Raw genomic sequence first — 11,491 nt, forward strand, 5'->3', positions numbered from 1 at the left:
CCGCCGCTGCACATACGGAACGGAACGGCTCCGTCACGGGCGGCGGGGCACACCAGGCCGCGCAGGTGATCATCGCCATCATCTTGGCGGTGGCGGCCCTGTCGACCGCGAGCTCGGTCTTCGCGCCGGTCGCCTTCGCGCTGTTCATCATCGCGCTGATCTGGCCGCTGCAGCAGATGCTGCAAGGCATCCTGCCGCGGCTGCTGGCGCTGGCGATCAGCCTCTTCGTCATGGTCGTCGCCTTCGTCGCCTTCGGCTCACTGATCGCCTGGGCCTTCGGCCGCGTCGGCCGCTGGATCGTCAGCGACATCGGCCGCTTCCAGGCCTTCTACGAGCAGGTCACGCTCTGGCTCGAAGGGCACGGCATCGCCGTCGCATCGGTCTGGTCGGAGAATTTCAGCACCGCCTGGATCCTGCGCATGGTCCAGACCATCAGCGGCCGGCTGAACAGCACGATGAGCTTCTGGCTGGTGGTGCTCGTCTACGTGCTCCTCGGCCTGCTCGAAGTCGAGGATTTCGGCCGCAAGCTCAGGGGAATGCGCAACCGCACCGTGGGCGAGCTGCTCCTCAACGGCAGTATCGCGACGGCGGCCAAGATCCGGCGCTACATGCTGGTCCGGACGCTGATGAGCGTGATCACCGGCCTGCTGGTCTGGGTCTTCGCCAGGTCGGTCGGCCTGCCCCTGGCGGCGGAATGGGGCTTCATCGCCTTCCTGCTGAACTATGTCCCGTTCATGGGGCCGCTGGTCGCCACCGTCTTCCCGACCCTGTTCGCGATGACGCAGTTCGGGTCGTGGCAGGCGGTGATCGCGGTCTTCGCCTGCCTGAATCTGATCCAGTTCATCGTCGGCAGCTATATCGAGCCCCGGGTCGCCGGCAACGCGCTGGCGATCTCACCGGCGAGCGTGCTGTTCTCGGTCTTCTTCTGGACCTATCTCTGGGGCGTGTTCGGCGCCTTCATCGGCGTGCCGATCACCATCGCCCTGATCACCTTCTGCGCCCTGCATCCGTCAAGCCGGTGGCTGGCCGAACTGCTCGGCGCGCCGCAGAAGAACGACGTTGCTCTGGAGGGTGCCGGCCGCGCTTGAGATCGCGGGGAGCGCGTCGCGACCCCCGGCAGAATGGGACGCAGCGCACAGCTGCGGGACGGCGGGCTGATGTTGCCCGTGAAGGCGCTAGCTACCCTTAAGCCCGGGATGGCGGAGCATCGACCTGAGGCGGCGGAGACGATGGACAAGGCAAGCGTTGCCGATCGCGCGCAGCTGCCGGCGTTGCTGATCCGCGGGCTCTGCCTGCTGCTGCTCTGGCTGATCCTGATGGGCCCTGCGCCGAAGGATCTGCCGGTCGGTCTCGCCGCCAGCACCGCAGGTGTCTGGGCCAGCACGCTGCTATGGCCGGCCGGCGGGAGACTGTCGTTCATTGGCCTCCTGCGATTCATGGCCCGCTTCCTGCCGCAATCAGCGGTTGCCGGGCTCGACGTGGCAAGGCGGGCCTTCGCGCCCCGTCCCGACCTACAGCCGGGCTTCGCGACCTGCCGATCCAGCGTTCCGGCCGGGCTCGCGCGCGAATCCTCCTGCGCGGTGATGAGCCTGCAGCCGGGCAAGCTGCCGGTCTCCACCGCGCCCGACGGGACGATGCTGATTCATTGCCTCGATCTGCGCGAGCCCGTTGCGGAACAGGTCGCGGCCGACGAGGCGGCATTCTGCCGGATACTCGGGGCGGAGCGGCGCGATGGCTGAGATCCTGGCCGCGGCCGCGCTCTTCATCCTGGCGGTCACGATCATCGCGCTGCTGCGGGTGCTGCGCTCGCGCGTCGTGGCCGAACGGATGATGGCGCTGCAATTGCTCGGAACCGGCGGGGCGGCGGCGCTCCTGCTGCTGGGAGCGGCCTCTGGCTCTCCCGCTGTCAACGATGTCGCGCTGCTGCTTACCTTGTTCGCGGCCTTCTCCTGCCTGGCGTTCGCGCTCGGCACGGCCGAGCCGGCCGCCGGGCGCGATCCGGCGAAGAAGCAGCCATGAGCGGTCTCGCCGATATCGTCACCGTCGTCCTGGTTGGGGCGGGGGCGCTGCTCTTCCTGGCCGGCGTGCTCGGCCTGCTGCGCTTTCCCGATACGCTGAGCCGGCTGCATGCGATCAGCAAGGCCGACAATCTCGGGCTCGGATTGATCGTGCTCGGCCTGCTGCCGCAGGCGACGAGCGTCAGCGATGCCCTGAAGCTGCTTTGCATCTGGCTGCTGGCGCAGCTTTCGGCGGCGACGGCGAGCCAGCTGCTCGCACGCGCCGTCCAGCGCGGCAGTACCGAGCGATGATGCTCCTGGTCGATGTCGCGCTCGTCGCTGGCCTGCTGGCGCTCGCGCTCCATGTCGTCGCCGAGCCGGACGAGCGCAGCGCGATCATCGCCTTCCTCTCCCTCGGGCTGTTGCTGGGGATCGCCTGGGTCCGGTTGGCGGCTCCCGACGTCGCCCTGACCGAGATCGCCATCGGCGGCGGCGGGACGGGGATCCTGCTGCTGCGGGCGGAGGCTGCGATCCGCGGCCGCGGCAAGCATGAAGAGCCGGTGACGCGCACCGGCAAGCTCGCCATCGCCGCCGGCTGTGCCGCCATCTCCGTCGCCCTCGGCTTTGCCGTGCTGAGCTTTTCCTCTCCGGCCCCGACGCTTGCGCCGGCGGCCGCCGAAGCGCTGCCGGCGACCGGGCTCGGCAATCCCGTCACCGCCGTGCTGCTGGCCTATCGCGCGCTCGACACGCTGCTGGAAAAGGTCGTGGTGCTGCTCGCCCTGATCGGGGTCTGGTCGCTGGCGCCCGATGCCGCCTGGGGCGGCGCTCCCGCGGTCAGGCCCGGCGAGATCCCGGGGCCGCTCGCCTATCTCGCCCGTATCCTGCCGCCCTTCGGCGTGGTGATCGGCGTCTACATGTTCTGGGTCGGGGCCGATGCGCCGGGCGGCACCTTCCAGGCCGGCACAGTGCTCGCGGCGATGTGGCTGCTGGTGATGCTGGCGGGCTTGCGGCAGCCGCCGCAGACGGGCGGGCTGCCGCTGCGGCTCGCCCTGGCCGGCGGGCCGGTGCTGTTCCTGGCGATCGCCTTTCTCGGCTTCGCCATCGCCGACGGCTTCCTCGCCTATCCCAAGGCATGGGCCAAGCCGCTGATCCTGGCGATCGAAGCGGCGCTGACCCTGTCTGTCGCCGCGGCGCTCGCCATGCTGGTCGCAGGCCCCGCCCGGAAGGCACCGACGCGATGACGGCGGCACTGCAACCCGGCGTCCTGTTCGGCCTGTGCGGCGCGGCGCTCGTCGGCATTGGGCTCTTCAGCGTCGTCACGCATCCCGGGCTGCTGCGCCGGATCGTCGGCTGCAACATCCTCGGCGCCGGCATCTTCCTCGTCTTCGGTGCCGTGGCGCGACGCGGCGACGGCGCGGGCTTCTCGGCCGACCCGGTGCCGCAGGCGCTGGTGATCACCGGCATCGTCGTTGCCTTCTCGGCCAGCGCCCTAGCCGTCGCCCTGCTGAAGCGCCTCGTCGAGCCGGTGGCGGAGGCCGAGGCCAATGAGACTGCAACCGCCGAGCGGCGAGGCGGACCGTGACGGCGCCGATCCATGCCACCACGCCGGGCGGCTTCCTGCTGGTCCTGGCGGTGATCCTGCCGGTCTGCGCTGTGCTCGCCATCTTCGCCTGCGGGTCGCGCAGCGCGGCGCGGATCGCGCTGGCGACGCTCGCGGCCGGGCTCGCCATCGCCGTCGCGATCGTCGTTGAGCTGGTCCAGACCGACGCAGCGCTGACCTATGTCGTCGGCGCCTGGCTGCCTCCGCTCGGAATCGCGCTGCGGGCGGACGGGCTGTCGGGGGCGATGCTGCTGATGACCGCACTGGTCGTGGTCGCGGTCGGGCTGTTCGCGCATATCCAGCACAGGAGCCGGGGTGAAGCCGGCGGCGGACGTGCGCAGACGACCTTCTGGCTGATGCTGCTCGCGCTCTGGAGCGCGCTGAACGCCGTCTTCATCGGCGAAGACCTGTTCAACCTCTATGTCGCGCTGGAACTCCTGACCTTCGCGGCCGTGCCGCTGGTCTGCCTCGACGGCCGCAGCGAGACCGCCAACGCCGCCTTGCGCTACCTGCTCTTCGCCCTCCTCGGCTCGCTGCTCTATCTGCTCGGGGTCGGCCTGCTCTACGGCCAGTACGGCACGCTCGACCTGCTCGCGCTGTCGCGCTTGAGCCGCTCGGATCCGGCGCTGTCGGTTGCGCTGGCGCTGATGATCGTCGGTCTCCTGGCCAAGGCGGCGCTGTTTCCGCTGCATCTGTGGCTGCCGCCGGCCCATGCCGGGGCGCCGGCGCCGGCCAGCGCCGTCCTCTCGGCGCTGGTGATCAAGGCGCCGGTCTTCCTGATCCTGCGGCTGGTACTCGACGTCGCTCCGCCGCAGGCGGCTGCTGTCGCGGGCCAATTGCTCGCGGTGCTCGGCGCCGCCTCGATCCTGTTCTGCAGCGTCATGGCGCTCAGGCAGGCGCGGCTCAAGCTGATGATCGCATATTCGACCGTGGCGCAGCTTGGCTATCTCTTCATCGTCTTCCCGCTCGCGGCCGGCGGCGCGGGCGTGCCACCCTGGGAAACGATCGCCTGGACCGGCGGCGCGCTCCAGCTGATCTCCCACGCCTTGGCGAAGGCTGCGATGTTCCTGGCGGCGGGCGTCATCATCGAGGTCTATGGCCATGATCGCATCGCCGATCTCGGCGGCTTCGGCCGGGTCCTGCCGGTCAGCGCCTTCGCCATTGGCCTCGCCGGGCTGTCGCTGATGGGCGTACCGCCGAGCGGCGGCTTCGTCGCCAAATGCCTCTTGCTGACCGCGGCGGTGATCGAAGGCTATCCCTGGCTGGCGGCGACCATCCTGGCCGGCGGACTGCTCGCCGGCGGCTATGTCTTCCGCGTGATCGACCGGGCGCTCGCCGTCCCCGCGGGCACGCTGCCGTCGCGCCGGGCGGTTCCGCGCCGTCTCGAGCTCGCGGCGCTCGCCCTCGCGGTCGCGGCCGTGCTGCTCGGCCTCGTGCCGCTGCGTCCCTTCGGCATCCTGCAGATCGGCCGTGGCGGCTTGGCAATGGCGGGGCTGCCATGAACGCCGGCATCCTCCTCGCCGCGGCACTGTTCGTCCCGCTCGGTCTGGCATTCTGCTGCCTGTCGGCCTGGTTCAGGTCGCGGGCCCTGTCGATCCTCGTCCTTGCCCCGTTGCCGGCCCTGGCGGCGGCGATCCTGGTGCCGAAAAGCGGCTTCGCCTTCTTCCCACCGCCGTTTCGGCTGACGCTGGTGCTGGACGAGCCCGGCGCGATCCTGCTCGCCGGTGCGGCGCTGCTCTGGAGTGCGGCCGGCGCCTATGCCGCCTCGCTGATGGCGCACGACGCCGAGTCGCCGCGCTTTTCGGCCTGGTGGCTGCTGACGCTGACCGGCAGCCTCGGCCTGTTCGTCGTCGACGATGTCGTGAACTTCTACCTGCTCTTCACCCTGGCGAGCCTGTCCGCCTATGGGCTGATCATCCATGAGCAGAGCGCGCCCGCCCACCGGGCCGGCACGATCTATGTCGTGCTCGCCTTGGCCGCCGAGGCGATCCTGCTGATGGCGCTGGTCATGCTGGCGGCGAGCCATCCCGACCCCAACCCGCAGATCCGCAGCGTCGTCGCCGATCTCTCGGTGTCCCCTATGCGTGACGGCATCGTCGTCCTGTTCATCCTCGGCTTCGCGCTCAAGATGGGGCTGGTGCCGCTGCATGTCTGGCTGCCGCTGGCGCATCCGGCGGCGCCGACGCCGGCCTCGGCGGTGCTGAGCGGGGTCGTGGTCAAGGCCGGCGTGATCGGGCTGATCCGCTTCCTGCCCTTCGCGGACGGGGCGTCGTTCTGGGGTGCGATCCTGATCGGGGTTGGCATTGTCACCGCCTATTACGGCGTGCTCGTCGGCATCACCCAGCGGCGGGCCAAGACGATCCTGGCCTATTCGACGGTGAGCCAGATGGGGCTACTGGCGGTGCTGCTCGGTGTCGGCCTCGCAACCGCCGACCCGACGGCTGCCGACCTGACCGCCTATTACGCCGTCCACCACACGCTGGTGAAGGGCGCGCTCTTCCTCGGCATAGGCCTCCTGGCCAAGGCAGGCGGGCGGCGCCTGCGGCTGCTGTTCTTGCTCGTCGCCGTGCTCGCGCTGAGCCTCGGCGGCATGCCGCTGACCAGCGGCGCGCTGGCCAAGCTCGCGACCAAGCCCTTGCTCGGCTATGGCTGGCTCGCCGCCGCGATGACGCTGGCGGGGGCGGGCAGCTCCATGCTGATGATGCATCTGCTGCTGATCTTGCGCCGCGACAGCGCCGGCAATCCCGCCGCATCGCCGCCGCTCCGGCAGCTCGTGCCCTGGTTGGTCGTGGTCGCCGCCTCCCTCGTCATCCCGTGGTCGCTCTATCCGGCGGTGTCCGGCGAGACGATCGCCTATCTGCTCCAACCGGAGGCGCTCTGGAAGGTGACCTGGCCGCTTCTGCTCGGTGCCGGGGCGATGCTGCTGCTCGACCGCTGGCCTCGGCGCCTCGGCGCCATTCCGGAAGGCGACATCGTTGTCCTGGCGCAGGCCGGGCAACCGCTCCTGCGCAAGCTCTCGAACCGCATCGGGGAGATCGACATCCATCTGCGGCGCTGGCCGATGGCGGGGCTCGGGCTGATCGCTCTTGCCATCCTGCTCGGCGGGGCCTTGATGCTTCGGACCTGACGAGGCGTCGCGGGAGGCTCCAAGATGACACCGATCACCAGCACGGCCCTCGTCATCGTCGTCGCGATCGTCCTGTTCTGCTGGAACAGGCTGCCGGTCGTCGTGGTCGCGGTCGGTGCGGCGCTGGCGCTGTGGGCGACGGGGGTGGTCACGCTCGACCAGGCCTTCGCCGGCTTCGGCGATCGCGCGACGCTGTTCGTCGCCAGCCTCTTCATCGTCAGCGCCGCCCTCGAAAAGACCGGTGTCACGGCCTGGGCCGGCCAGTACCTGATCGCCCAGGCTGGCAGCGAGGGGCTGACTCGCCTCTTGATCATCATGACGGCTGCGGCCGGCACCCTGAGCGCACTTATCACCGGCAGCGGCGCGATCGCGGCGCTGATGCCGGTGGCGGTGATGGCGGCGGTGCGGCTGCGCCAGTCGCCCTCCCAGCTCCTGATGCCGCTCGCCTTCGCCTCGCATGCCGGCGCCAACCTGCTGCTGACCGGCGCGCCGAAGAACATCCTGGTTTCCGAGGCGCTGGAGGATGCCGGGCTGAAAGGCTTCGCGTTCGCCGAGTTCGCCCTTGTCGGCCTGCCGCTGCTGGCCGGGACGATCGCGATCATCCTGCTCCTCGGCAAGCGGCTGCTGCCGGCAGAGAGCAGTGCACGCCTGCCAGCCGATTTCAGCCGGCACGCCCAGACTCTGGTCGAGCACTACGGCCTGAGCGATGGCGTCTTCAGGCTGCGCGTGCGCCCGACCTGCGACTATATCGGCCTTGCCCCGTCCGCCCTCGACCTCGGGACGGACGGACGGCTCAGCCTGCTCGCGGCGCAGGCCGGAGAAACCGGGGCGCCGATACGCGAGCGGGCGGTCGCCGAGGGCGATTACCTGCTAGTGCGCGGCGATGCCGAGACCGTCGCCAGCTTCGCGGCGGAGAAGCATCTCGCCCTGCGCGGTGCGGATGAGCAGGCCGGGCTGTTCAGCGAACGCTCGGGCCTGGCCGAGGTGGTGATCCCGCCGCGCTCGGCCCTGATCGGCCGCGCCTTGTTCCCGGGAATGGTGACCGACAGCGGCGACCTCGTCGTGCTGGCGGTGCAGCGGGCCGGTGCCGACATCGCGCCGGGGGAGGTCCTGCGCGCCGGCGATACTCTGCTGCTCGAAGGCAGCTGGAGGGCGCTCGACCTCCACCTCGACGATCCCGACGTGCTCGTCGTCAATTCGCCCGATCTGGTCCGGCGCCAGGCGGTGCCGATGGGAGCGGGGGCGGGGATCACCCTCGCCGTGCTGGGCGGGCTCGTCGCGATGCTCGCGACCGGGATCGTGCCGCCGGCCGTGGCCGGGCTGCTCGCCGCCGGCACGCTGCTCCTCGCCGGGATCATGACGACGGAGCAGGCCTATCGCGCCATCAACTGGACGACGGTGATCCTGATCGGCGCGATGATGCCGCTCTCGACGGCGATGGTGCAGTCGGGTGCGGCCAAGGTCGTCGCCGCGCAGCTCGTGGCGCTGATGGGAGGGGCCGGGCCGCTTGCCTTCCTTGCCGGCCTCTTCGTCCTGACAGCCGTCCTCGGCCAGGTGATGAGCAACACCGCGACGACGATGCTGGTCATCCCGGTCGCGATGGCTGCCGCCGAGGGCCTGGGCGTTTCGCCACGCCCGGTGCTGATGAGCCTGTGCATCGCCGGCTCGGCCGCGTTCCTGACGCCGATCGCGACCGCGACCAACATGATGGTGATGGGCCCCGGCGGCTACAGCTTCAACAGCTACTGGAAGCTGGGACTGCCGTTGATGCTCTGGTTCTTCGTCATGGCCGTTTTCTACGTTCCGATGATCTGGAGCTTCTGAATGCCGTCTCGCGATCATTCCGACTTCACCCGAACCCGTTCTTGCGGCCAGCGGATACGATGATGAGCCTCGGCGCCAAAACCCTTTACCTGCCGCTGCGCTGGAGTCGCGGCCTGTCCGGCATCGGCGTGGCGCTGGGAACCTTCCTGTTCGCGGCGTCGCTCACCCCGACGCTCGTGCCGCGCACGGCGGTGATGCAAGGCGTGCTCGGCGGCGTCTGCTTTGCCGCGGGCTACGGTTTCGGCACAGTCTGGCGCTGGCTATGGGCCTATCTGGAGATGCCGGCGCCGAACGAGCGGGTGCGCCGGATCGTCAACATCGCCGTCGCGCTGGTCTGCCTGCTGGTCGCCGCGGTCTTCCTGGCGAATGCGGCGGGCTGGCAGAATTCGATCCGGGCCGTGATGGGAATGGAGCCGATCAAAAGCGCCCATCCGCTCCGGGTCAGCCTGATCGCGCTGGCGACCTTCGTGGTGCTGCTGGCGCTCGGGCGGCTGTTCCGGCTTGTCGCGCTCTTCCTGGCGCGGCGGCCGCTCGCCTTCATGCCGCGGCGTGTAGCGCTCGTCGGCGGCCTCGTGATCACGACGGTGCTGGTCTGGTCGCTCGCCAGCGGCTTCCTGGTTCGCGTCGGCTTTCGCATGCTCGATTCCTCCTTCCGCGAGCGCGACGCCCTGATCGAGCCGGCGAGCCCGCAGCCGACCGATCCGCTCCAGTCGGGCAGCCAGGCATCGCTGGTGCGATGGCGGGATCTGGGGCGCGCGGGCCGGGAGTTCGTGGCATCGCGCCCGACCGATTCCGAGATCGCGGCGCTGACGGGCCGGCCGGCCAAGCAGCCGATCCGGCTCTATGTCGGGCTGCGCGCCGCCGAGACGGCGCAGGCGCGGGCGCGGCTGGCGCTGGAGGAGCTGAAGCGCGCCGGCGGCTTCGACCGCGCCATCCTCGTCGTGATCACGCCGACGGGCACCGGCTGGGTCGACCCCTCGGCGATCGCCCCGATCGAGTATCTCGGCGACGGCGACGTCGCCAGCGTCGCCCTGCAATACTCCTATCTGTCGAGCCCGCTCTCGCTGCTCGCCCAGCCGGAATACGGCTCCGAGGCGGCGCGGGCGCTGTTCGCCGAGGTCTACGGCTACTGGACGAGCCTGCCCAAGGCGACGAGGCCGCGGCTCTATCTGCATGGGCTGAGTCTGGGCGCGATGAACTCGGAGCGCTCCATCGAATTGCTCGAGCTCATCGGCGATCCGATCGACGGCGCCCTGTGGAGCGGGCCGCCCTTCGGCAGCCGCTTCTGGCGCGACATCACCGCCCGGCGCAATCCTGGCTCTCCGGCCTGGCTGCCGGAATATCGCGACGGCCGTGCCGTCCGCTTCATGAACCAGAACGGGCCGACCGTGGCGCCCGACACGCCCTGGGGCATCATGCGGATCGTCTATCTGCAATATGCCAGCGATGCGGTGACGTTCTTCGACGACCGCAGCTTCTTCCGTCCGCCCGCCTGGCTCAAGCCGCAGCGCGGCCCCGACGTCTCACCGCAATTCCGCTGGTATCCGGTGGTGACCGGCCTGCAGCTCCTGCTCGACATGGCAGTCGCGACCAGGGTCCCGATGGGCTACGGGCACGTCTATGCGCCGCAGCACTATGTCGAGGCCTGGACCGCGGTGGCGAACATCCAGAGCTGGCCGCAGGAGAAGCTGGCGGCCCTGAAACGCCTTCTCTGGGAGAAGGCCCAGCGCAAGCCGGACGAGCGCGAGGGCGAGGAGGGTGCCTACGACAATCGCGGCGGCTGAGGCGAAGATCTCCGCTCCGGCGACAAGCATGAAGCGGCCTCGCTCTGGTCCGCTTCGGACGTTCTGCAACAAGACCTCAGGGAGGAGTCCACGCCATGCGTCTCATTGCTGTCGTAACCTGCTGTCTGGGCTTGGGCCTTCTCGCCCCGATCGCTGCCCCGGTCCCGGTCGAGGCGGCCAGCATCACCATCAATATCGGCTCGAGCCTCAACCATGGCCGGGCGATCTCGTGCCGGCAGGGCCAGATCCTGCTGCAGAACCGGGGATTTCGCGATGTCCGCCGCGTCGACTGCCGCGGCCGCTTCTATGTCTATCACGCCCGTCGCGGGGGCAATCGCTTCGAGGTCACGCTGAACGCACGGACCGGCCGGGTCTCCAACATCCATCGCCTGCGCTGGTGATGGCGCGGAGCCGAGATTGGCTCAGGAACCGCTCTTCACACCCTGGAGATAGGCCATCACGTTCTGGGTGAGCTCCGACACCGTCAGCTCGTGATTGAAGCGCCCGGTCCGGAGGAAGGTCACGACCTGGGCGACGACCAGCGGGTTGTTCATCATGAAGGTGTGGGTCACCGGCAGGACGATATGGTCGGCCATGCCGTCGAGCTTCGTGCTCTCCACGGAGACCTTGCCGTCGTTCGGGCCGGCGAAGAAGGGCGACAGCAGCGGGTTGAGCGAGAGACTTCCGGCGATGATCCCGAGCTCGTAGTCGGCTGTCGGCAGGAGGTTGGGCAGGCTGTCAGGGCTCGTTCCGAGCTGCAGGCCTGCCGGGCCGTTGATCAGCTCGAAAGCCGGCAGCCGCCCGAGCCCGTCGACCAGCTCGGAACCGTGATTGGGCGGCGCCAGCATGACGACGCGTCCGAGGCCGGGTGGGCGGTTTTTCTGCAGCCAGGCGCGCAGAAGGATGCCGCCCATCGAATGCGTGACGAAATGCAGCCGCGCGCCGGTGCAGTTCTGGACCGCAGTCTCGACATGGCCCAGCAGATCCTCGACCGCGTGATCGGTCGAGGCATAGGTCTCGTTGACGACCTTGTAGCCGATGGCCGAGAGCAGCGTCTCGATGAGGAGGAGCGAGGTGCTGCTGCGTGCGAGGCCGTGCAGCAGGATGACGGTTTCGGGCTCTGTCGTCATGCGGCTCGTGTTTCGTGTCGTCGGCGTCG

General features: G+C 69.6%; 12 protein-coding genes. 11 read left to right on the top strand and 1 reads right to left on the bottom strand.

Annotated features, from left to right (window positions below):
- The first annotated feature begins 65 nt into the window (after positions 1–65).
- The 11 genes from AC3WLC_RS00280 to AC3WLC_RS00330 all read left to right on the top strand — a co-directional run bounded on the left by AC3WLC_RS00280 (position 66) and on the right by AC3WLC_RS00330 (position 10,733).
- Positions 66–1,088: an AI-2E family transporter gene (locus AC3WLC_RS00280; protein WP_493681956.1), complete on the top strand. Its 1,023-nt coding sequence runs from the start codon at positions 66–68 to the stop codon at positions 1,086–1,088.
- Positions 1,089–1,121: 33 nt separating this feature from the next.
- Positions 1,122–1,739 carry a Na+/H+ antiporter subunit E gene (locus tag AC3WLC_RS00285; RefSeq protein ID WP_493681957.1) on the top strand — a complete coding sequence of 206 codons (618 nt, stop codon included), beginning with the start codon at positions 1,122–1,124 and terminating at the stop codon, positions 1,737–1,739.
- Positions 1,732–2,019: a monovalent cation/H+ antiporter complex subunit F gene (locus tag AC3WLC_RS00290; protein ID WP_493681958.1), complete on the top strand. Its 288-nt coding sequence runs from the start codon at positions 1,732–1,734 to the stop codon at positions 2,017–2,019. The genes AC3WLC_RS00285 and AC3WLC_RS00290 overlap by 8 nt, the downstream gene beginning before the upstream one ends.
- Entirely contained in the window at positions 2,016–2,309 is a 294-nt protein-coding gene (locus tag AC3WLC_RS00295; protein WP_493681959.1) for a cation:proton antiporter, read from the top strand. The genes AC3WLC_RS00290 and AC3WLC_RS00295 overlap by 4 nt, the downstream gene beginning before the upstream one ends.
- Complete coding sequence (locus AC3WLC_RS00300; RefSeq protein ID WP_493681960.1) at positions 2,309–3,238, top strand: MnhB domain-containing protein; 930 nt, start codon at positions 2,309–2,311, stop codon at positions 3,236–3,238. Before AC3WLC_RS00295 ends, AC3WLC_RS00300 begins: the two co-directional genes overlap by 1 nt.
- Complete coding sequence (locus AC3WLC_RS00305) at positions 3,235–3,579, top strand: NADH-quinone oxidoreductase subunit K (protein WP_493681961.1); 345 nt, start codon at positions 3,235–3,237, stop codon at positions 3,577–3,579. The genes AC3WLC_RS00300 and AC3WLC_RS00305 overlap by 4 nt, the downstream gene beginning before the upstream one ends.
- Positions 3,576–5,099, top strand: a complete 1,524-nt coding sequence (locus AC3WLC_RS00310; protein WP_493681962.1) for a complex I subunit 5 family protein — start codon at positions 3,576–3,578, stop codon at positions 5,097–5,099. Before AC3WLC_RS00305 ends, AC3WLC_RS00310 begins: the two co-directional genes overlap by 4 nt.
- Entirely contained in the window at positions 5,096–6,724 is a 1,629-nt protein-coding gene (locus AC3WLC_RS00315) for a complex I subunit 5 family protein (RefSeq protein WP_493681963.1), read from the top strand. Before AC3WLC_RS00310 ends, AC3WLC_RS00315 begins: the two co-directional genes overlap by 4 nt.
- Before the next feature lie 24 nt (positions 6,725–6,748).
- Positions 6,749–8,548 carry an SLC13 family permease gene (locus AC3WLC_RS00320; RefSeq protein WP_493681964.1) on the top strand — a complete coding sequence of 600 codons (1,800 nt, stop codon included), beginning with the start codon at positions 6,749–6,751 and terminating at the stop codon, positions 8,546–8,548.
- 62 nt (positions 8,549–8,610) lie between these two features.
- Positions 8,611–10,332, top strand: coding sequence for an alpha/beta hydrolase (locus AC3WLC_RS00325; protein WP_493681965.1), 1,722 nt, complete (start codon positions 8,611–8,613; stop codon positions 10,330–10,332).
- Between the two features lie 95 nt (positions 10,333–10,427).
- On the top strand, positions 10,428–10,733 hold the full coding sequence (locus tag AC3WLC_RS00330) for a hypothetical protein (RefSeq protein WP_493681966.1): 306 nt from the start codon (positions 10,428–10,430) through the stop codon (positions 10,731–10,733).
- Positions 10,734–10,754: 21 nt separating this feature from the next.
- On the opposite strand, the gene AC3WLC_RS00335 is transcribed toward AC3WLC_RS00330, so the two are convergent.
- On the bottom strand, positions 10,755–11,462 hold the full coding sequence (locus AC3WLC_RS00335; protein WP_493681967.1) for an alpha/beta hydrolase: 708 nt from the start codon (positions 11,460–11,462) through the stop codon (positions 10,755–10,757).
- Positions 11,463–11,491 lie beyond the last annotated feature (29 nt).

It is taken from the genome of Allobosea sp. GW821-FHT03A12 (assembly GCF_058986765.1).

Excerpts from the sequence above, each read along its gene's own strand:
- AC3WLC_RS00285 (WP_493681957.1), top strand. The coding sequence starts at position 1,122 with ATGGGACGCAGCGCACAGCTGCGGGACGGCGGGCTGATGTTGCCCGTG.
- AC3WLC_RS00335 (WP_493681967.1), bottom strand. The coding sequence starts at position 11,462 with ATGACGACAGAGCCCGAAACCGTCATCCTGCTGCACGGCCTCGCACGC.
- AC3WLC_RS00290 (WP_493681958.1), top strand. The coding sequence starts at position 1,732 with ATGGCTGAGATCCTGGCCGCGGCCGCGCTCTTCATCCTGGCGGTCACG.
- AC3WLC_RS00305 (WP_493681961.1), top strand. The coding sequence starts at position 3,235 with ATGACGGCGGCACTGCAACCCGGCGTCCTGTTCGGCCTGTGCGGCGCG.
- AC3WLC_RS00325 (WP_493681965.1), top strand. The coding sequence starts at position 8,611 with ATGAGCCTCGGCGCCAAAACCCTTTACCTGCCGCTGCGCTGGAGTCGC.
- AC3WLC_RS00320 (WP_493681964.1), top strand. The coding sequence starts at position 6,749 with ATGACACCGATCACCAGCACGGCCCTCGTCATCGTCGTCGCGATCGTC.
- AC3WLC_RS00300 (WP_493681960.1), top strand. The coding sequence starts at position 2,309 with ATGCTCCTGGTCGATGTCGCGCTCGTCGCTGGCCTGCTGGCGCTCGCG.
- AC3WLC_RS00330 (WP_493681966.1), top strand. The coding sequence starts at position 10,428 with ATGCGTCTCATTGCTGTCGTAACCTGCTGTCTGGGCTTGGGCCTTCTC.
- AC3WLC_RS00295 (WP_493681959.1), top strand. The coding sequence starts at position 2,016 with ATGAGCGGTCTCGCCGATATCGTCACCGTCGTCCTGGTTGGGGCGGGG.
- AC3WLC_RS00315 (WP_493681963.1), top strand. The coding sequence starts at position 5,096 with ATGAACGCCGGCATCCTCCTCGCCGCGGCACTGTTCGTCCCGCTCGGT.